Source organism: Pseudomonas sp. UTLPPB19802 (assembly GCF_059730225.1).
This window is the reverse complement of the sequence record NZ_AP048545.1, coordinates 3,394,451-3,415,842: the sequence shown is the minus strand read 5'-3', so window position 1 is coordinate 3,415,842 and position 21,392 is coordinate 3,394,451. Positions and strand designations below refer to the sequence as shown.

At 63.4% G+C, this 21,392-nt stretch carries 14 protein-coding genes; 6 read left to right on the top strand and 8 right to left on the bottom strand.

All coding sequences use genetic code 11. The features are described 5' to 3' along the window. Positions 1-144 precede the first annotated feature (144 nt). On the top strand, positions 145-3,213 hold the full coding sequence (gene ydiJ / locus AC6I6U_RS15325) for a D-2-hydroxyglutarate dehydrogenase YdiJ (protein WP_497882744.1): 3,069 nt from the start codon (positions 145-147) through the stop codon (positions 3,211-3,213). Between the two features lie 75 nt (positions 3,214-3,288). On the opposite strand, the gene treS is transcribed toward ydiJ, so the two are convergent. Next, entirely contained in the window at positions 3,289-5,355 is a 2,067-nt protein-coding gene (treS, locus tag AC6I6U_RS15320) for a maltose alpha-D-glucosyltransferase (protein WP_497882743.1), read from the bottom strand. A 172-nt stretch (positions 5,356-5,527) separates the two neighbouring features. Then, the gene (locus AC6I6U_RS15315; protein ID WP_497882742.1) at positions 5,528-6,244 is read right to left on the bottom strand and encodes a FadR/GntR family transcriptional regulator; all 717 of its coding nucleotides are present in this window, start codon (positions 6,242-6,244) and stop codon (positions 5,528-5,530) included. A 385-nt stretch (positions 6,245-6,629) separates the two neighbouring features. Here AC6I6U_RS15315 and AC6I6U_RS15310 point away from each other — a divergent pair, with 385 nt between their 5' ends. The 4 genes from AC6I6U_RS15310 (at position 6,630) to AC6I6U_RS15295 (ending at position 12,133) form a co-directional block, all read left to right on the top strand. After that, the gene (locus tag AC6I6U_RS15310) at positions 6,630-7,997 is read left to right on the top strand and encodes an MFS transporter (protein ID WP_497882741.1); all 1,368 of its coding nucleotides are present in this window, start codon (positions 6,630-6,632) and stop codon (positions 7,995-7,997) included. 40 nt (positions 7,998-8,037) lie between these two features. Then, on the top strand, positions 8,038-9,381 hold the full coding sequence (gudD, locus tag AC6I6U_RS15305) for a glucarate dehydratase (RefSeq protein ID WP_497882740.1): 1,344 nt from the start codon (positions 8,038-8,040) through the stop codon (positions 9,379-9,381). 123 nt (positions 9,382-9,504) lie between these two features. Next, complete coding sequence (locus AC6I6U_RS15300; RefSeq protein ID WP_497882739.1) at positions 9,505-10,245, top strand: FadR/GntR family transcriptional regulator; 741 nt, start codon at positions 9,505-9,507, stop codon at positions 10,243-10,245. Between the two features lie 178 nt (positions 10,246-10,423). Continuing rightward, positions 10,424-12,133 carry an amidase gene (locus tag AC6I6U_RS15295; protein WP_497882738.1) on the top strand — a complete coding sequence of 570 codons (1,710 nt, stop codon included), beginning with the start codon at positions 10,424-10,426 and terminating at the stop codon, positions 12,131-12,133. Between the two features lie 49 nt (positions 12,134-12,182). Here AC6I6U_RS15295 and AC6I6U_RS15290 read toward each other — a convergent pair whose 3' ends face one another. The 4 genes from AC6I6U_RS15290 to AC6I6U_RS15275 are packed head-to-tail and all read right to left on the bottom strand — an operon-like array spanning position 12,183 to position 17,261. Next, positions 12,183-13,709: an APC family permease gene (locus AC6I6U_RS15290; RefSeq protein WP_497882737.1), complete on the bottom strand. Its 1,527-nt coding sequence runs from the start codon at positions 13,707-13,709 to the stop codon at positions 12,183-12,185. Positions 13,710-13,767: 58 nt separating this feature from the next. Then, complete coding sequence (locus AC6I6U_RS15285; protein WP_497882736.1) at positions 13,768-14,523, bottom strand: gamma-glutamyl-gamma-aminobutyrate hydrolase family protein; 756 nt, start codon at positions 14,521-14,523, stop codon at positions 13,768-13,770. A 47-nt stretch (positions 14,524-14,570) separates the two neighbouring features. Continuing rightward, positions 14,571-15,848, bottom strand: a complete 1,278-nt coding sequence (locus tag AC6I6U_RS15280; RefSeq protein ID WP_497882735.1) for an NAD(P)/FAD-dependent oxidoreductase — start codon at positions 15,846-15,848, stop codon at positions 14,571-14,573. A 27-nt stretch (positions 15,849-15,875) separates the two neighbouring features. After that, positions 15,876-17,261, bottom strand: a complete 1,386-nt coding sequence (locus tag AC6I6U_RS15275; protein ID WP_497882734.1) for a glutamine synthetase family protein — start codon at positions 17,259-17,261, stop codon at positions 15,876-15,878. Between the two features lie 204 nt (positions 17,262-17,465). On the opposite strand from AC6I6U_RS15275, the gene AC6I6U_RS15270 reads away from it, so the two are divergent. Further along, complete coding sequence (locus AC6I6U_RS15270; RefSeq protein WP_497882733.1) at positions 17,466-18,353, top strand: LysR family transcriptional regulator; 888 nt, start codon at positions 17,466-17,468, stop codon at positions 18,351-18,353. Positions 18,354-18,478: 125 nt separating this feature from the next. On the opposite strand, the gene AC6I6U_RS15265 is transcribed toward AC6I6U_RS15270, so the two are convergent. Together AC6I6U_RS15265 and AC6I6U_RS15260 are read right to left on the bottom strand one after the other, a co-directional pair. Continuing rightward, a complete protein-coding gene (locus AC6I6U_RS15265) occupies positions 18,479-19,408 on the bottom strand; it encodes an HNH endonuclease family protein (RefSeq protein ID WP_497882732.1) in 930 nt (309 codons plus the stop codon). Beyond that, the gene (locus AC6I6U_RS15260; protein WP_497882731.1) at positions 19,401-20,786 is read right to left on the bottom strand and encodes an AAA family ATPase; all 1,386 of its coding nucleotides are present in this window, start codon (positions 20,784-20,786) and stop codon (positions 19,401-19,403) included. Before AC6I6U_RS15260 ends, AC6I6U_RS15265 begins: the two co-directional genes overlap by 8 nt. Between the last annotated feature and the right edge of the window lie 606 nt (positions 20,787-21,392).

Below are 21,392 nucleotides of genomic sequence, written 5' to 3'. Positions count from 1 at the left end.
TGCAAAGGCTGCGTGTTTTACGTTTGTAAGCGGCGTTTCATCCACGAATAATCGAAACTATACCGCTTCGCCCCGACGCCGACTCAGACTTGAGCATACGTTAAGCGAATATAAAAACGAATTAGCCTGCAGGAACCGCCACGAATGATCGCCCGCCTCGCCCCGGCCAACGGCCAGACCGCCCCGTACGAACGCTTCCTCAAACAACTGGGCAGCGAAGGCTTCCAGGGGGAAATCGCCGCCGACCTGGGTTCGCGCACGGTGCTGTCCACCGATAACTCGATCTACCAGCGCCTGCCCCAGGCTGCCGTGTTCCCGAAAACCTACGCCGATGTCGAGTTGGTGGCGAAACTCGCCGCCCACCCGCAGTACCGTTCCGTGGTGCTGACCCCGCGCGGCGGCGGCACCGGCACCAACGGCCAGTCGTTGACCGACGGCATCGTCGTCGACCTTTCCCGGCACCTGAACGGCATTCTCGAAATCAACGTCGAGGAGCGCTGGGTGCGGGTCCAGAGCGGCGTGGTCAAGGACCAGCTGAACGCCGCCCTCAAGCCCCACGGCCTGTTCTTCGCCCCCGAGCTGTCCACCTCGAACCGCGCCACCATCGGCGGGATGATCAACACCGACGCCAGCGGCCAGGGCAGTTGCACCTATGGCAAGACCCGCGATCACGTGCTCGCCCTGTCTACCGTGCTGCTCGGCGGGCAGCGCCTGGACAGCCAGCCGCTGCCCGGCGAACAGGCCGACCGCGAAGCGGCCCGGCAGGACCTGGTCGGCAGCGTCTATCGCTGCGCCCGCGACATCGCCGACCAGCAGGCGCAACTGATCCGGGACACCTTTCCGCCGCTCAACCGCTGCCTGACCGGCTATGACCTCGCCCACCTGCGCGAAGAGGACGGCGGCTTCAACCTCAACAGCATCCTCTGCGGCTCCGAGGGTTCGCTGGGCTTCATCGTCGAAGCCAGGCTGAACGTCCTGCCGATCCCGCGCCACAGCATCCTGGTGAACGTGCAATACACCGCGTTCATGGATGCCCTGCGCGATGCCAAGGCGCTGATGGCGCTCAAGCCGCTGTCGATCGAGACCGTCGACTCCAAGGTCTTGCGCCTGGCCATGCAGGACATCGTCTGGCACGGCGTTGCCGAATACTTCCCGCCGATCCCCGGCCAGCAGACCCTGGGCATCAACCTGATCGAGTTCAGCGACGATGACCAGGAGCAACTGGAACGCCGCGTCCATGACTTCATCGACCACCTGAAGACCGACACCAGCGTGGTGCGCCTGGGCCATACCCTGGCGGTCGGCAACGAAGCGGTGAAACGCGTCTACACCATGCGCAAGCGCTCGGTGGGCCTGCTCGGCAACGTCCAGGGCGAGGCGCGGCCGCAGCCGTTCGTGGAAGACACCGCGGTGCCGCCGGAAAACCTCGCCGACTTCATCGCCGAGTTCCGCGCCCTGCTCGACTCCCACCAGCTCGAATACGGCATGTTCGGCCACGTCGATGCTGGCGTGCTGCACGTGCGGCCGATCCTCGACATGAAGGACCCGCTCCAGGCGGCGCTGATCCGCCCGGTATCCGATGGCGTCGCGGCGCTCACCCAGAAGTACGGCGGCCTGTTGTGGGGCGAGCATGGCAAGGGCCTGCGCTCCGAGTACTCCCCGGCCTACTTCGGCCCGCTGTACCCATCGCTGCAGGCGATCAAGGCGGCATTCGACCCGTTCAACCAGCTCAACCCCGGCAAGATCGCCACGCCGTCGAGCGTCAGCGAAGCCAAGCTGACCAAGGTCGACGAAGTGGTCCTGCGCGGCGACCTCGACCGGCAGATCGACGAGCGGGTCTGGCAGAGCTACCAGAGCGCCGTGCACTGCAACGGCAACGGTGCCTGCTACAACTTCGACCCCGATGACGCGATGTGCCCATCGTGGAAAGCCACCCGTAACCGCATTCATTCGCCCAAGGGCCGGGCGTCGCTGGTGCGCGAGTGGCTGCGCCTGCAGGGCGCCCAGGGCGTCGACCTGCAGGGCAACGTGGCGAGCAGCTTCAGTGTCGGCAACCTGCTGGCCAGGGTGCGCAATACCGTCGGCAAGCGACTGGGCGAGAAAGATTTCTCCCACGAAGTGTACGAGTCGATGGCCGGCTGCCTGGCATGCAAGTCCTGCGCGGGCCAGTGCCCGGTGAAGGTCAACGTGCCGGACTTCCGCTCACGCTTCCTCGAGCTGTACCACAACCGCTACCTGCGGCCGCTGAAGGACTATGTGATCGGCTCGCTGGAATACAGCATTCCCTATATCGCCCGCTTCCCGCGGCTGTACAACGCGATGATGAACGCACGGCCGGTCAAGTTCCTGCTCGAGCACGTGGTCGGCATGGTCGACAGCCCGCTGCTGAGCCTGATGGATTTCCACCAGGTCTGCGCCCGCTGGAACGTGCAGACGGCCACCGCGCACAAGCTGTCGAAACTGAGCGAGGAGCAGCGTCGGCGCAGCGTGGTGATCGTGCAGGACGCCTTCACCCGCTACTTCGAAACCCCGCTGGCAGCCGAGTGGATCGAACTGATCGCGCGCCTGGGCTACGACATCTACCTAGCGCCGTTCGCCCCCAACGGCAAGCCGCTGCAAGTGCAGGGTTTCCTCGGTGCGTTCAAGAAGGCCGCGGCCCACAACGCCAAGGGCCTGAAGGCGCTGGAAGCCCATGGCGTTCCGCTGGTGGGACTCGACCCGGCGATGACCCTGGTCTACCGCCAGGAATACGCCAAGACCCTGGAACAGGACGCCGCACCAAGCGTGGTGCTGGCCCAGGAATGGCTGGCGACTGCCCTGCCGAAGCTGGAGAAGCCGCAAACGCCGCAGACCTACCAGTTCCTGCCGCACTGCACCGAACGCACCAACGAACCGGCAGGCGTCGACCAATGGAAGAAGGTCTTCGACGGCTTTGGTCTCAACCTGCAGGTGTTGGCCAGCGGCTGCTGCGGCATGTCCGGTACCTACGGGCACGAAACCCGCAACGTGAAGACCTCGCAGGTCATCTACTCGCAATCCTGGCAACCGCTGGTCGAGCGCTACCAGCCCAGCGGCCGCTTGCTGGCCGACGGCTATTCCTGCCGCAGCCAGGTCAAGCGCCAGGCCGGTGAAGTGGTGCTGCATCCGTTGCAGGCCCTGCTGGGCCAGCTTCGCGAGCGCGGCGAGCCACTGGCGGCCAGCCCGGCGAACTGAGCGCCAGGCCAGGTATTCACTGACAGGGCGGCGGACTCTACCCCCTGCCAGTGAAACCCCTCGGGGTCGTAGTCACTACAGCCCCGGGCCACTCTGGACGATCCGCAGCGACAGGGCCTCGTAGGGATCGAGGTCGATGTTCAACACGCCCTCCGCCTCCAATTCCCCCTCGACCCGCTCGTTGATCATGTCCACCACGGTACCGGGCTGAACGTTCGGCAGGTGGATGGCTTCGCTGATGCCCTCTCCGCTGAAGTTCAGCGCAGTGACCTGGATGCCCTTGCCGGCCGGCAGCTCATGCACCATGACCAGCAAGCCGGGACTGGTGACGTCCGGTACCAGCAACTGCCGGCTGCTGGCAATGCCATAGGCCTGGCGCACCGACACCAGCCGCTTGACCTGGCTGGCAAACGAGTCCGGGCTTTTCAACTGCTCGGACAACGGGCCATACAACGACCGCGCCAGCGGCATGCCCCTGGCCGACTCGGTCGCCTGCGGATTCAGCCCGCCGAGGTCATAGCCGCCGCGATGAATCCAGCGGGTATCGCCATCGCCCATCCGTTCTTCGACCTGCTCGCGCTCCAGCGGCAGCGCGCCGACCATGTCCCAACCGGACAGCGCGAGCACCCCCGGCTGCATGGCATTGAACATCACCAGCAGCAAGTGGATTTTCTGCACCCGCTGCACATCGTCGGCCGTCAGGGCGGCCAGGTCCCGCAGCCCGAGGGCCGCGGTGATAATGCTCGCGGTGGTGCAGGAAACACCATTGGTCACGAAGCGCAGGTTGTAGGGCGCGTGCTCGCCACTGAGGCGTTCGTACATCTCTTCGCGGATATGCTCGCGCAGGATGCTGCCCGGCAGGGTCTGGCCCTTGTACAGGTACATGTCGTGGGCATGCAGGGTCCAGAAATGCACCAGTTCCAGGGTGAGTTCATCGTGGTTCTGCAGGGCGTGGATCAACGAGGCCGGGTCGATGCCGAAGGCATACATCTGGTTGAGCATCAGCCGCAGGAATTCGGTATCGCCGGTCAGCAAGGCATGCTGGTAGGCCGGCCGGGTAATGAAATCGTACGAGAGGTCTGCACCACCCTTGGACATCTGCGCGATGTCGTCGAGGGTGAGGTTGAGTTCCTGGAAGCTGAAACCACCGGCCTTGCGGATCATGCCGCCGAGCAACTGGTTGCCATTGATCGACAGCGGGTGGCTTTCCGACCAGGCCGTGTCATTGTGGCGGATCTCCACGCCGAGGAAGCCGTTGGCGTCCAGCCGCAGGCCCCGTGCGCCCAGGCGGTCGAGGGCATGCAGGGCGTCGCCGATGATCAGTTGCTGCGCGGCAAAGGTCGGGTCGAGCCAGTTCAGCGACGGCTGCCCGTCCTTGAAATAGTGCAGGTACACCCAGCGGCGCGCCTTGCCATCGGCCCCGACCACCACCGCTGTCGCGCTCCAGTCGGTTTCCTTCACCCCCGGCTCGAAAAAGATCACCCGCTGCAACTGGCCGACTGTGTAGCGCCGTTCCTTGAGCAGGTCGCACTGGGCCGGGCTGAGGTTGGCGGAGTCGCGACCGGGAGGAATCTGCGGCAACAGGTCCCAGTCCTCCTCGCGGATCTCGACCATGTGATAGATCCCCGGATAAGGCGCGACGCCCAGCTCCGCCAGGCGAAAGTCGGCGCCCTTGCCGGTGTGCGAGGGGATCAGGTCGTCGATGGTGACCGCGTTGTGCGCTGCGGCCACGCGATTCATGCGGATCAGCTCTTCCTCGCTGCCGTACAGCGGGTCGATGTTCCAGCTGATCCGATCGAAGTTGCCATCGATGCTCGGGGTGTATTGCCGCCCGGTGATCCCGCCGGCCTGCTTGATGGGCCCAGTATGAATGCCCTGCACGCCGATCGACGACAGGCTGCGCCAGAGTTCCTCATCACCCAGCGCCTGCAGGACCGAACCACCCTCGGCGGTGACGATGGAGTCGGGGTAGACCGTCAGCCAGACCGAGGCGATGGCGGTGGCGTCACGTGGCCGTACCTGGGCATACGGGTTCATCCATTGGCGAGCCTGCCCCGAGTAGGCTTGCGCGTTGTCCTGCGCCGCCTTGAGCATGGATTGCTCAACCAGCCACTCCACGTGGGTTGCATCCTGTTTCGACATAGCCTGCTTCTCCCTGACTGAAGAAATTTGCCCATACCTAGGATTCAGAGGGGCGCAGGCGGTAATCGTTCGCCGGAGTCGGCAGGATTGGCCTGGCGAAACCGCTAACGTGCGCGCAGGATCGCCGCGAAATCATCAGCCACGCCCACGCTGGCGTCGCCTTTCCAGGCGATCACTGCTCGTCGGCGGAAAACCGGTCGCGACTGTTGGTCAAGTGCAACACCATGGCTGCGCGGGCGGCATCCGGGTCCTGCCTGCGGATGGCATTGAAGATGGCCTCGTGCTCGAGGTTGGCCAAGCCGCCGTAACGGGCCATGTCCACGCCCGCACGTTCATCGGGCCGGACCTGGGTGCGTGGAATGACCGAGCTGCCCAGGTGCTGCATGATCTCGGTGAAGTAGCTGTTGCCAGTCGCCTCGGCGATGATCTGGTGGAAGCGCCGGTCCGGCTCGACACAACTGTCGCCGCTGGCCAACGAGGCATCGTAGTCATCCAGGGCCTGGCGCATGCGCACCAACTGCTCGTCGCTGCGACGCGAGGCGGCCAAGGCCACCGCCTGCACTTCCAGGCCCAGGCGCAACTCGATGACGCGACGAACGTTGGCGGCGGTATCGACCGTCAGGCGCAACCCCAGCCGGGACTCCCGGGCCAGCACGAAGGTGCCGATGCCATGGCGGGTCTCGACCAGTCCGGAGGCCTGCAGCTTGGAAATGGCCTCGCGCACCACCGTCCGGCTGACCCCATGCTCACGCACGATGGATGGTTCCGACGGCAGCTTTTCGCCCGGCGCGAACTTGCCCAGCAATATCTGCTGGGTGAGAAACGCCACCAGTTCATGAGCCAGGCCGTTGGAGCGTTTGCGCCCGGTCGGTGCGCTGTCAGTCTGCATGCAAAAACCATCCACCAAGATAGAACAGCAGCCAGCTTAACACTCCTCAATCCCAACACCGAAAACAACCGCGGCAGTATCCATTCGAGAGCCAACAGGCGAATCAACTTGTCTGACATGCAACCTGTAAATCTGACTCTCACCCACCAAACCAAAACCCTAGAGCCTCAAAAAATCCAAAATCACACCAAAGAACTTATAAAAGTCCTTAAAAATCAATGTTAATAACCAAAAATACGTAAAAAAGGCAAAACCATTCGAATTAGTTCTCTGAAGCATCATTGCCAGAAAAAGACCTACTTGTATGATGTCTATCAAGAAAGCGGCAATGCTGCTGATCTTGACCCCCAACCCGCATAAAAATAATCAGTGGGAGATTTCAATTGTGACCCATTCAAGCAATGCGTCTGCCGCGCCTGGCAACGATGCGATCCTGGCCCGAACCGTCGCCAAGGTGAAGAGCCATGTACTCCCACTGTTCGTGATCATGTTCATCGTCAACTACATCGATCGCGTCAACATCGGTTTCGTCCGTACGCACCTCGAACACGACCTGGGTATCGGGGCTGCCGCCTACGGCCTGGGAGCCGGACTGTTCTTCATCGGCTACGCCCTGTTCGAAGTCCCCTCGAACATCCTGCTGCAGAAAGTCGGCGCCCGGATCTGGCTCACCCGCATCATGCTCAGCTGGGGCCTGGTTGCCACGCTCATGGCGTTCATCCAGAACGAAACCCATTTCTACATCCTGCGGGTGCTGCTGGGCTTTGCCGAAGCCGGCTTCTTTCCCGGCGTGATCTACTACTTTACCCGCTGGTTGCCAGGTGCCGAGCGCGGCAAGGCGATCGCCATCTTCCTCAGCGGCTCGGCCGTGGCCTCGCTGATCTCCGGCCCGTTGTCCGGCGCCCTGCTGCAGATCGAAGGCCTGGGTCTTCACGGCTGGCAGTGGATGTTCGCCATCGAAGGCCTGGCCTCGGTGGTGCTGGGTTTCTTCGTCTGGTTCTGGCTGGACTCCAAGCCCCACGATGCCAAGTGGCTGACACGTGAAGAACAGGATGCACTGGTAGGCGCCATCGACCAGGAACAACGCGAGCGCGAGGCCCTCAGCACGATCAAGCCGACCATCGGCCAGTTGCTCAAGGACAGGCAGATCATGCTGTTCTGCGCCCTCTACTTCTGCATCCAGCTGACCATCTACGCCGCCACGTTCTGGCTGCCGAGCATCATCAAGAAGATGGGCGCCCTGAGCGACATCCAGGTGGGCTTCTTCAACTCCATCCCCTGGCTGATCTCGATCATCGCGATGTACACCTTTGCCGCGCTTTCGGGCCGCTTCAAGTTTCAACAGGCCTGGGTCGCGACCGCCCTGCTGATCGCCGCGGCGGGGATGTTCCTGTCCACCACCGGCGGGCCGATCTTCGCCTTCGTCGCCGTGTGCTTTGCCGCCATCGGTTTCAAGTCGGCCTCGTCGCTGTTCTGGCCGATCCCACAGGGTTACCTGGATGTTCGCATCGCCGCCGCGGTCATCGCGCTGATCAACTCCATCGGCAACCTCGGCGGTTTCGTCGCACCGGCCACCTTCGGCTTCCTGGAGCAGAGCACCGGCTCCATCCAGGGCGGCCTCTACGGCCTGGCCGGCACCTCGGTGCTCGCCGCCATCCTGGTGTTCTTCGCCAAGACCAAACCCGGAACCACCCCGGCAGTGCTCGACGCTGTCTCCGTTCCCAGCCCGGCGCCCCTGGGCAAAACACACTGACTTCCCGATTGCCGACTGACCTGATCAACAGGAAACGCCCATGACCACTGCATCGATCAAGAACGCCCCCGTCGTCACCAGCCTGCAGGTGATCCCTGTCGCCGGCCATGACAGCATGCTGATGAATCTCAGCGGCGCCCACGGCCCATTCTTCACCCGCAACATCGTCATTCTGAAGGACAGCGCCGGCAACACCGGCGTGGGCGAAGTGCCCGGCGGCGAACGCATCCGCGAAACCCTGGAAGACGCCCGCAGCCTGGTGGTCGGCCAGCCGATCGGCCATTACCAGCGCATCCTCAACCAGATGCGTACCACTTTCGCCGCCCGCGACTCGGCTGGCCGGGGCCTGCAGACCTTCGACCTGCGCATCACCATCCACGCCGTGACCGCCATGGAAGCCGCCCTGCTCGACCTGCTGGGCCAGTTCCTGGAGGTACCCGTGGCCGCCTTGCTGGGCGAAGGCCAGCAGCGCGACGCGGTGAAGATGCTCGGCTACCTGTTCTACGTCGGTGACCGCAGCGCCACCAACCTGGCCTACCGCAGCGAGCCGGACGCCAGCGACGACTGGAGCCGCCTGCGTCACGAAGAGGCCATGACCCCGGAGGCTGTGGTACGCCTGGCCGAAGCGGCCAAGGCCAAGTACGGTTTCAACGACTTCAAGCTCAAGGGTGGCGTACTGCGCGGCGAAGAGGAAATCGAGGCAGTCACCGCCCTGGCCGAACGGTTCCCCGAGGCGCGTATCACCCTGGACCCCAACGGCGCCTGGTCGCTGAAGGAAGCGATTGCCCTGTGCCGTGACCAGCACAAGGTGCTCGCCTACGCCGAAGACCCTTGCGGCGCCGAAAACGGCTACTCGGGCCGCGAGGTCATGGCCGAATTCCGCCGCGCCACCGGCCTGCCTACCGCTACCAACATGATCGCCACCGACTGGCGTGAAATGGGCCACTCGATCCAGTTGCAATCGGTCGATATCCCGCTGGCTGACCCGCACTTCTGGACCATGCAGGGCTCGGTACGGGTCGCGCAGATGTGCAACGACTGGGGCCTGACCTGGGGTTCGCATTCCAACAACCACTTCGACATTTCCCTGGCGATGTTCACCCAGGTGGCCGCAGCCGCGCCGGGTGACATCACCGCCATCGACACCCACTGGATCTGGCAGGACGGCCAGCGCCTGACCCGTGAGCCGCTGAAAATCGAAGGCGGTTTCGTCCAGGTGCCGAGCAAGCCGGGCCTGGGCGTGGACATCGACATGGACGCCGTCGCCAAGGCCCACGAGTTGTACAAGAACATGGGCCTGGGTGCCCGTGATGACAGCGTGGCGATGCAGTTCCTGATCCCGAACTGGAAGTTCGACAACAAGAAACCCTGCATGGTGCGCTGAGCCTGTTCCGGACCATCGGGCCGGGGGCTTCAGCTTCATCTCCAGGTAACACGGGGGCACGATCAGTGCCCCTGTTCATTTGCGCCTGCCACCCGTTTTACCAGGCCAATAATGGACGGTTCCATGACCACGCAACCTCTAGTCAGCCGTTCCGCGCTGAATGGCAGCAAACACTCGAAGAATCTCTCCTGCCTGCTCGCCCAGGTACTGACCGATCGCATCACCGATGGCCAGCTGCAGCCGGGACAGAAGCTACCCACCGAAATCAGCCTCATGTCCGAGCACGGCGTCAGCCGTACGGTCGTGCGCGAAGCCATTTCGCAACTCAGTACCCGTGGGCTGGTCGTCACCATCCATGGGCGAGGCTCGTTCGTCAGTGAAACACCCTTCTCTGCGCCCCCGAGGCCGGATGAGTCACTGGAAGACGTCATTGCGGTCATCGAATTGCGTATCAGCATCGAAGTTGAAGCCGCCGGCTTTGCCGCCGAGCGCAGGACGTCGCAGCACCTGGCGTGCATGGCCGAGGCCCTGGTCGCGCTCGCCAATCCGACCAACAGCCGCGATGCCGCTGCCGCAGCCGACCACGAGTTCCACCGACAGATCGCACTGGCCACCGGTAACCGTCATTTTGTCGACATCACTCATTACCTCGGGACCGAGCTGATCCCCCGCAAACGAGTGGACAGCGCCGCCCTCGATGGCACTGACCACACGACCTACTGCCAACGCCTGCACAGCGAACACCAGGCCATCTACGACAGCATCGCCTACCGCGATCCGATTGCCGCGCGGGCCGCGATGCACATCCACCTGAGCAACATTCGCGAACGGCTTCGCCAGGCCAGCTCGCCTCGCCGGGGCTGATCAATGAAGCTCGGGGCCGACGCTTGGCGACCGGGCGGATCGATGATGGGACGCCCTCCCAGCGAAAGCTTGCAACGCTGAAAGGTCACTTTTCTGGTTTGCCGATGTTGTACCGCCCGCCGTGCACTTATCCTGCCTGACCGAGGATTTATCGATAAACCAGAAATGGCAGAGAACCATGATCGAAGTGACCGAACTCTCCATCGCCGAGTTGCGCGATGCACTGGAATCCGGCCGGACCACCGCGGTACAGCTGGTTGAAGCCTACCTGGCGCGCATCGACGCCTACGACACCCCCAACACCGCCACCGCCCTCAACGCCGTGGTGGTGCGCAACCCGCACGCGCTGGACGAGGCCAAGGCTTCGGACCTGCGTCGGGCCCAGGGCAAAAGCCTGGGGCCACTGGATGGTATTCCCTATACGGCCAAGGACAGCTACCTGGTCAAGGGACTCACCGCGGCCTCGGGCAGCCCGGCCTTCAAGGACCTCGTCGCCCAGCGCGACGCCTTCACCATCGAGCGCCTGCGCGCTGCCGGGGCGATCTGCCTGGGCAAGACCAATATGCCGCCCATGGCCAATGGCGGCATGCAGCGCGGCGTCTATGGCCGCGCCGAAAGCCCCTATAACGCCGCCTACCTGACCGCACCCTTCGCCTCCGGCTCGTCCAATGGCGCCGGTACTGCCACGGCGGCCAGTTTCGCCGCCTTCGGCCTGGCCGAAGAAACCTGGTCCAGCGGCCGTGGCCCGGCCTCCAATAACGGGCTGTGCGCCTACACGCCGTCGCGCGGGGTGATTTCGGTACGCGGCAACTGGCCGCTGACGCCGACGATGGACGTCGTGGTGCCCTATGCCCGGACCATGGCCGACCTGCTGGAAATCCTCGACGTGGTGGTCGCCGACGACCCGGACACATCCGGCGACCTCTGGCGCCTGCAGCCCTGGGTGGCAATTCCGGAGACGTCGTCCGTACGCCCCGAGTCCTACCAGCAACTGGCCGCCGGTGCGGGCGTGCTGGCGGGCAAGCGCCTCGGCGTGCCGCGCATGTTCATCAACCAGGACCTCGAAGCCGGCACCAGCGAGAAACCCGGAATCGGCGGCCCGACCGGCCAGCGCATTCACACCCGCCCGTCCGTCATCGCCCTGTGGGAAGCGGCCCGCCAGGCACTGGAAGCAGCGGGTGCTACCGTCGTGGAAGTCGACTTCCCGCTGGTCTCCAACTGCGAGGGCGACCGCCCCGGCGCCCCAACGGTGTACAACCGAGGCCTGGTCACCAAGGCATTCTTGCACGAGGAACTTTGGGAGCTGTCCGCCTGGGGCTTCGACAATTTCCTGCGGGACAACGGCGACCCGGCGTTGAATCGCCTGGCCGATGTCGACGGACCGAGCATCTTCCCCCACGACCCCGGCACCCTGCCCAACCGCGAGGACGACCTCGCTGCCGGCATGGCCGAATACGTGCGCATGGCGCAACAGGGGATCAAGCCGTGGCATGAGCTGCCGTCCTTGCCGGACGGCCTGCGTGGCCTGGAGCAGACCCGCAAGCTTGACCTGGAAGACTGGATGGAAGGCCTGCAACTGGACGCCGTATTGTTCCCGACGGTGGCCGACGTCGGCCCGGCCGATGCCGATGTAAATCCAGCATCCGCCGACATTGCCTGGAGCAATGGTGTCTGGGTAGCCAACGGCAACCTGGCGATCCGGCACCTGGGCGTGCCGACTGTCACCGTGCCCATGGGCGTGATGGCCGATATCGGCATGCCGGTCGGCCTGACCTTCGCTGGCCGTGCCTATGACGACAACCGGTTGTTGCAGTTGGCCTCGGCCTACGAGGCAACCGGTTCGAAACGCGTCATCCCGCCACGCACCCCGCCGCTGAGACGTGACTGACCAGCCGGCCCTCGCAGCAACAGCTGTTGCGGGGGCCGCTGCGCTCTTCTCAGTTCCTTGTCACCATCGACAACGTCCCGCCCAGGAAAAACGCCGGGGTACGCCAACGGGCATACAGCATCAACACCAGGCCAAGCAGCAGGATGGTCATGGCGATGATGAACACCAGGCCCACGCCCGCGATATGCGAACCACTGCCGAACTCGGGTGACATGCTGTCGTAGGCCGTCTGCCAGAAAATCACCGAGAGCATCGACGCCCCCAGCAACGGACAGAGGCCGCGCATCAGGAAATGCCGCAGGCTGAAGAACAGGCTGTGGCGGAAATACCAGACGCAGGCGAACGCAGTCAGCGAATAGTAGAAGCAGATCATCATGCCCAGGGCGGTGATGGTGTCGGCCAGTACGTTGTCGCTCAGGGTGCGCATGGTCACGTAGAAGGCCCCGGTGGCAATGCCCGCAGCGATCGTCGCGTAGCGCGGCGTGCGCGAGCGCGGGCAGATGCTGGCGAAGCGTTGCGAGACCGCCCCGTAGTAACCCATGGCCAGCAGGGTCCGGGCGGGCGAGATGAAGGTCGACTGCAAGGACGCGGCGGTACTCGCCAGCACCGCCACGGACATCAGGATCGCCAGCGGCCCCATCACCGGGCCGGCCAGGTGGGCGAAGACGTTTTCCTGGATCTGCGGATTGCCCAGGCCCCAGCCGGTCTCGCCGATACCGGCGAACTGCAGGGTCGCGGCGGCGGTGAACAGGTACAGCGCGAGGATCACCAGCACCGTCAGGGTGGCGGCGCGGCCCGGCACCTTCTCGCTGCCGACCGATTCTTCACTGACCGTCAGGCACAGGTCCCAGCCCCAGAAGATGAAGATCGACAACGACAGGCCTGCGGCGAATGCCGAGAACGACTCGATATTGAACGGGTTGAACCACTCTGCATGGAACACCACCGGGGCCGAGTTTGGCGCCGCGTGGAACGCCGCGATGGAGAAGCCGATCAGCACCAGCAATTGCAGGGCGACCAGAGCGTACTGCACGCGCATGGTCATGCCGATGCCGCGGCAACTGATCCACACCGCCACGCAGATGAACACGCAGCAGGTGATGATGTTCACCAGCAGGTTTTCCCGCAATGCCGCCAGTTCCGCGATGCCGGTGAGCTGGGCGAGGAACAGGTAGAAGAAGTCCACCGCCACGCCGGCGAGATTGGACAGCACGATGGTGGTCGCCGTGACCAGCCCCCAGCCGCCGATCCAGCCGATCATCGGGCCGAACGCCCGCGCCGACCAGGTGAACGAGGTGCCGCTGTCCGGCTCGGCCGCGTTCAGTTCGCGATAGCCCAGGGCGACCAGCAACATCGGCAGGAAGCCGACGATGAACACCGCCGGCAGGTAGACCCCCACTTCGCGCACGGTGGGGCCCAGTGCACCCGTCAGGGTGTAGACCGGGGCGATGGTCGATATCCCCAGTACGACACAGGCGAACAACCCGACCTTGCCCTGGGCCAGGCCCTTGGAGTTGACGGTGTCGCCCGTGCCAGTCGTCTCGTGGCCCTGGGCGGCCTCGATGTATTCACTCATAAGCCTTTGCCACCTTTTAGAATTATTTTCAGTGCCGCTGGAGCGGGTCAGAGCGGACTCATCGCGCTCGGCGTACCTCGGCGTAGCGTTGACAGGCATCCTTGAATGCCTGGAACAGCGTGCGTGATTCGGGGTTGTCGGCGAAGCGCCATTCCGGGTGCCATTGCACCCCGACGACAAAGCCCGGCGCATCGCGGACCGAGACGGCTTCGACCAGGCCGTCCGGAGCCAGTGCCTCTACCCGTAGCGTCGGTGCCAGGCGGTCGATGCCCTGGCTGTGCAACGAATTGACGCGAAACTCGGGTGGCAGGCCGAACTGCTCGAACACCCCGCCAGGCTGCACCTGCACTGCATGTTGCGGCGCGTAGTGTTCGGCCAGGGTTTCCCCCTGCGGCTCGCGATGGTCGAGAAAGCCGGGCAGCTCATGCACGCGCTGGTGCAGGGAACCACCGAGGCTGACATTGAGTTCCTGGAAGCCGCGGCAGATGCAGAACACCGGAATGCCCCGGTCGATGGCCAGGCGTAGCAGCGGCAAGGTATTGGCATCGCGGGCCGCATCGTGGGCCGTGCCCGCAAGGCTCGGTTCGCCCTGGTAGAGCGAAGGGTCGACGTTGGAAGGAGAGCCGGTAAACAGCAGGCCATCCAGGTGTTCCAGCAAGTCCTGTGGATCGCTGGGAATGCTGCGCGCCGGCAGCAATACCGGCAGCCCGGCATGGGCTGCGGCTTCGACATATTTGTCGCCGACGGTGTGGGAGTCGTACTTACCCAGCAGTTGTCGGCAGGCGGTGACACCGATCAGGGGCACGCGGGACATGGTTATTCTCCAGGAAATGCCGTCAGCGCCGGGCCGACGACAGGAACTCAGACACCCAGGCGATCACGCAACTGGTAGTAGGCAGCGCCCATGGCCGTGAACGGCACACGCAGCAGTCGCCCGCCGGGGAATGGGTAGTGGGTCAGGCCGGCCAGGGCGTCGAAACGCTCGGCCTGGCTGCGCAGGGCCTCGGCCAGCACCTTGCCGGCCAGGTGCGTGTAGGTCACGCCGTGGCCGCTGCAGCCCTGGGAGTAGTAGATGTTGTCGCCCAGGCGACCGACCTGTGGCAGGCGCGACAGGGTCAGCAGGAAGTTGCCGGTCCAGGTGAAATCGATCTTGACGTTCTTCAGTTGCGGGAAGGTCTTGAGCATCTTCGGCCGAATGATCGCCTCGATGTCCGCCGGATCGCGCGCACCGTAGACCACGCCACCACCGTAGATCAGCCGGCGGTCGGCGGTGAGACGGTAGTAGTCGAGCAGGTAGTTGCAGTCCTCGACGCAGTAGTCCTGGGGCAGCAGGCTGCGCGCCAGGTCCTCGGACAGCGGCTCGGTAGCGAGCACCTGGGTGCCGCAGGGCATCGACTTGGCGGCCAGCTCCGGCACCAGCCCGCCGAGGTAGGCGTTGCCGGCCACCACGACGAACTTGGCGCGGACCTGCCCGTGCGAGGTGTGCACCACCGGGTTCGCGCCCCGCTCGATGCGGGTCGCCGGGCTCTGTTCGTAGATGGCGCCGCCCAGGGAGGCAACGGCCGCCGCTTCACCTAGGGCCAGGTTGAGCGGATGGATGTGACCGCCACTCATGTCGAGCATGCCGCCGACATAACGGTCGGTACCGACCACTTCGCGGATGCGCCGCTCGTCCATCAGTTCGAGCTGGGTGTGCCCGTAGCGCTCCCAGAGCTTTTTCTGCGATTCCAGGTGCGCCAGCTGCTTGGGGGTGATGGCGGCGAAAACGCCACCGTCCTTCAGGTCGCAGTCAATGCCGTAGCGGGCGACGCGCTCACGAATGATCCGCCCGCCCTCGAAGGCCATCTCGCCGAGCAACTGCGCCTGGCGGGCGCCGGTCTGGCGTTCGATGACGTCGATATCGCGGCTGTAGCTGTTGACGATCTGCCCGCCATTGCGGCCCGAGGCACCGAAGCCGACCAGCGCCGCCTCCAGCACCGTGACGGTGAAACCGTGTTCGAGCAGGAACAGCGCGGTGGACAGCCCGGTGTAGCCGGCGCCGATGATGCAGACATCGGTCTCGACCGACTCGCTCAGTCGTGGGTAGCGGGTGTCGAGGCTGCGCGATGCCGCGTAGACACTTGCAACGTGGTTGTTCATGGTTGAATTCCTCACGGGGCCGGCCCCTTAGACGGTGTGCAGGTACCAGTTGTATTCGAGGTCGGAAATGGTGGTTTCGAACTCCTGCATCTCGGCCTCCTTGCACGCCACGAAAATGTCGATGTACTCGGGGCTGATGTACTTGTTCAGCACTTCGCTGTCGTCCAGCTCGCGCAGGGCGTCGCGCAGGTTGTTCGGCAGGCTCTGCTCCAGTTGCTCGTAGGAGTTGCCGTCGATGGGGTCGGACGGTTCGAGCTGGTTGCTCAGCCCGTGGTGAATACCGGCCAGGATCGAGGCCATCATCAGGTACGGGTTGGCGTCGGCACCGGCAACGCGGTGTTCGATGCGAATCGCGTCGGAGCCACCGGTGGGCACCCGCACCGCCACGGTACGGTTATCCAGGCCCCAGCTCGGCGCGTTGGGCACGTAGAACTGGGCGCCGAAACGCCGGTACGAGTTGACGTTCGGGCACAGGAAGGCCATCGACGCCGGCATGGTTTCCAGCACGCCGGCGATCGCGTGACGCAACGGCGCGTGTTCCAGTGGGTTTTCGGTGGCGAAGATGTTCTTGCCGGTCTTCTGGTCGATCAGCGAGATGTGCACGTGCAGGCCGTTGCCGGCCTGGCCCGGATAGGGCTTGGCCATGAAGGTCGAGTCCATCTCGTGGTCGTAGGCGATGTTCTTCACCAGGCGCTTGAGCAGTACCGCGTAGTCACAGGCCTTGAGCGCGTCCTCGACGTGGTGCAGGTTGACCTCGAACTGCGCCGGGGCACTTTCCTTGACGATGGCGTCGGCCGGGATGCCCTGCTCCTTCGCCGCTTCGAGCATGTCCTGCAGACAGTCGACGTACTCGTCGAGGTCGTCGATCAGGTACACCTGGGTCGAGATCGGCCGTTTGCCGGAGATCGGCGAGCGTGGTGGCTGCGGCCGACCGTTCACGTTTTCCTGGTCGATCAGGTAGAACTCCAGCTCGAACGCCGCACAGATCGTCAGCCCCAGGGCATCGAACTTCTGCACCACCTGGCGCAGCACTTCCCGCGGGTCGGCGAAGAATGGCCGGCCGTCGAGTTCGTGCATGGTCATCAGCAACTGCGCGGTGGGCCGTTTCTGCCAGGGCTCGGGGCTCAGAGTGTTGGGAATCGGGTAGCAGATGCGATCGGCATCGCCGATGTCCAGGCCCAGCCCGGAGCTTTCGACGGTCGAACCGTTGATGTCCAGGGCGAACAGCGAAGCCGGCAGGTTGATGCCTTTCTCGTAGACCTTGTGCAGGCTGGCGCGCTCGACGCGCTTGCCCCGCACCACGCCGTTCATGTCGGTGATCAGCAGATCGACGAACTGAATGTCGGGGTGGTCCTTGAGGAAGATATTCGCTTCGTTGAGCTGCACGACACGGGGAGAGACTGGGGAGTTCATGGGGGGTACATCCTTGGTGCTGCCGCGCTCGAGCGAAACACTTCGCGAGCCTGGGCAGCGTATTTGTAGTGGGGTGGCTGCGGGCGGCGATCCTGCGGGGACCGGCGCACCTTTCCATGTGCCATTGATTCGAGGTTGCGCGCCGAGTATAAGATGGCACCAGCGCAAGCCACATCGGCAAACTGGCAAAGGAAGATTGCAACGATGCAATATCAAGTCACCCACAGTGACCTGCACCTGGTGCTTGCCCTGGTTCGCGGACGCACCCTGGCCAGAGCCGCCGAACAGTTGCAGGTGGATGTTTCGACGGTGTTCCGGGCGATTCGCAAGCTCGAGGCCAACCTGGAAGTGGCGCTGTTCGACAAGAACCGTCGCGGCTACACGCCGACCGAGAGCGCCAAGGCCATCGCCGAGCAGGCCGAACGGGCCGAGCAGGCCCTGGAGACGGCGCGCATTGCCCTGGCCCACGGCGAAAACGTCATCAGTGGCACGGTGCGCCTGACCTGTACCGATGCGGTACTGCGCAGCCTGCTGCTGCCCGGCCTTTCGACGCTGATGCCGCGCTACCCGGCGATTTCCCTGGAGATTGCCACCTCCAACAACTTCGCCAGCCTGAGCCGCCGCGACGCGGATATCGCCCTGCGCCTGTCCAACTCGCCCCCGGAGCACCTGGTGGGACGCCGGCTGGGCAAGAGTTCCTACTACGTTTGCGGGCACAGCAGTTATCGCGAAGGCTATCGGCAATCGCCGACCGACCAGCCGTGGATCGCCCCGAACGACTCACTGGCCGACCACCTCTCGGTGGTCTGGCGCCAACAGGCCTACCCCGGCCTGGTGCCGCGCTATCGCTGCAGCAGCATGTCATCGGTCGGCGGCCTGGTCGGCGCGGGCCTGGGCGTGGCCGCCCTGCCCGACTTCATGGTCGACAGCCTGGAAGGGGTCGAACGGCTGAGCGAGCCGCTGGAGGGCTGCGATACCGATATCTGGCTGCTGACGCGGCCGGACAATTTGTCGTTGCGTTCTGTGCAGATTTTGTTTGATGAGATGGCTAATTTGCTGCGGGGGATGATTGAAAACGGTAGTGGACGGTAGAGCTGGGTGGTGTGCACGTCAACCAAATGACAGGGCTGGACATACAGCTCGCCACCCTTGTCGAGAGAGATAGACAGAAATCCGTATGGAGACCATGTGGTTGGCGATGATCTATTACTCTGCGCTCAAGGGCGGCCGATGAGCACCATGTGCCTTGGAGAACAAGGCTTGGGCACGACGGTCCACCCAGTAACGCTCGGCACGGCGGGGTGCTTCAGGCCATAAGCCGCACGGTCCTTGCGCGAGCACAGAGCATCCAACGCCCACCACGCGGCGCTGCGAAACGGCTTGCGAGGATGACTGACGTAGGTACTGATCAAATCGTTCCAACCCTCATGGGCCTCTACCCAGCGGCCGGCCTTGAGATGCCCTTCTACGTGGTGCCAGCTCGACAGCAGCGAATCCAGATGATCGTTCACGTCGTCAAGGCGAAAGCCCAGGTTCAACACCTCGAGGGTCATGTCACCCTTGCGATCGCGGCCCACGACGGTCCATTTCCAGCGGCGCTTGGGCTTGCTCCTGTCTACCGGGAGCCATTGAATATGGTCCAGCGGGTTATCGATACGAGGGTTCACCAATAAGGGCGACTCGCCCGAGGTGTCGAAGTATGCGTCCGGCAACGGATGTGTTGCCCCCACAACAGGTGCGGTGACGCGGACCGAGCCTGACTCGATGGGGAAGCAACTTCCCTTGTTGCCGGTCATGTTGCAGTGGTCGCAGGCGAACAGCAGGTTCTCCCAGGTCCAGGCCAGCCACCAGTAATGCGTATCGACCCCAACCCAGACGTTGTTGACGAAATCCTGGGCGATCTTCTTGGGACGAAAATGCTCGACGGGGCGTTTGAACGCATCTTCCTTCTGCTCGCAGAACGCGCATTTACCGTATTGGCGCTCGTGCAAGGCGGTACGGGCTACTCTGTAACCACGATCAAGCAGCTTCTTGAAATCCGCATGGCCAACCCCTAACCGGTTGAAGGCTGCAATGGCAGCCGGCAGGTGCTTGTTTCGCTGCGCGGTGAGTTCCGCGGGCTCCTTGCCCAGCGCAAGCTTAATCATCGTCTTCACCCTGTACCGGTTCGACCAAGTCGCTAACCAACGACTGCGTCAGTTGCCGGTGAAGCGCCTCCATGCGTTCCTGCTGGTGCGCGGTGCGATGAGGGTTGGTCGCCAAGGCCGTGTAGCTTCTGATCGCTTCGCCGTTCTCGTTGAGCGTCAGGCGGTCGAGGCCGAAGTACTCCTGATACAGCTCGGTACCGGTCATTGCCCGAGGATCGGGTTGGGTGTGCAGGTCCTCTTCACGTTCGACACGGTCCCACTCTCCGGTCAAGGCATCCGGGGTGATACGCTCGACGTTGCCGGTCTGCGGGTTGGCCTGCACGCGGATTATTTCTTCCGGCGACAGCGTCGCCAGCACCACGGGGCTGTGCGTGGTGGCAACGAACTGAAGCCTGGGGAAGGTCTTGCGCAAGGCCGGGATCAGGCGCGTCTGCCAACGCGGGTGAAGATAGAGGTCGATTTCGTCGATCAGGACCAGACCTTCGAAGTCATGTGGTTCGATATCACTATCGGCCTCCAGCAGGATATGTCCGACCAGATCCGCAACCCAGGCGATGGTGGATTGGTAGCCATGTGCGAGGGCTATCGCCGGCACCTTCTCGGCCTTGCCGCCCATGACTTGATGAAACCGGTTGCTGTCTACGAAGTGCGCAGCGTGCGCAATGCCGCCCTGCCCGCGCAATTCAATATTCTTGATGTCTTCTGGCAGCACACCCGTATTGACGATCGCACTGCGAAGGATCGATGAATAGGTACGGGACTTCTTGGTGCGGCCAAAGTGCCCAAGGAAGCCAGTACTCGCCAACCGATGATCAGGGTCGAACAATGGCTTCATCCGATCAACCGACGACCGCGCCAACTCAGGCATACGAGCAGACTCCGGCAGGATGCGATGAACCCCATAGCCGATGACGAACCACAGGTGCGCTTCGCTTGCGCGCGCATTATCCAACGGATCCGGGATCCCTTTGGGCGACTCGTCGCTCTCACCATACCAGGACTGAGCGCGCAGCGAGGTTTCCTTGGGTTTGAGGCTGACATGCGAAGTCAGGCGCAGGTCGTTCTTTTCGCCCTTGTGCAGGGGATGGCACTTGGCATCAAGCAGCGACGAGGGCGTGAATGCATAGCGCGCCCGGACCTCCATGGTCGACTTCTGCCGTAAATCCACCAAGTGGGCGAAGGACTTTCCGGCAAGATCGTTGACACGTAGCGTGCCCGCAGCGGTCAGCGCAATGGCTTGCAGGATGCTGGTCTTGCCGGTGCCATTTTCACCGATCAGCACCGTCCACATGCGTGGACTGCCGTCGGCATGGGTGAAGTCGAGGGAAAGGTCGCGCAGACGTTTGAGATTTTTAATGTGCAGGGAGCGGATATACATAGTCGCCTCGGCCACAGCCTTGTGTTTTTAAAGTCATATCCGCTTTGCCGACAGACCATCCAATCGGCGCCACTATGTCTGTGTCACCGCAGCTTTAACAGAACCCGTCAGGCTAGCGCCAAGTGCTGCATTTTCCAGCATTGCCCAGCACACATCAATGCTCGCTCAAGGAGCCTGGGAAAATGCGGACAACTTTATTTTTATCAGCGTTGCAAATCGTGAAAAATGCAACTGCGCCCGTTTCCGAGGAGAAAGCAGAGTACAGGGCATCGGAAGGGTATTTTTCTGGCAGAACATTGAGAAAACAGAGCGGTTTTTGATCGTCCTTTCCTACGAGACGTGCATTGAACGCACCCGGTTAGCCGCCTACTGTGGGGCTATCGCTGCAAAATCAGCGATGCGGACTGGACACCCGTGGTTTATTTAGGATTAATCGCACAATGCCGTGATGAACGGTGTCGTTGTGCCCGCGTTATGGCGGGCTGTGCGCGGGACACTCTGTGTGTGCCGGGTCCTAATCCCCCGGTTTGTCCACCCGCGTACAGTTCGCCACCCTTTCACTGGACAGGAAAAGACTGACGAACTCCTCTCAGTAATTCGGAAGGA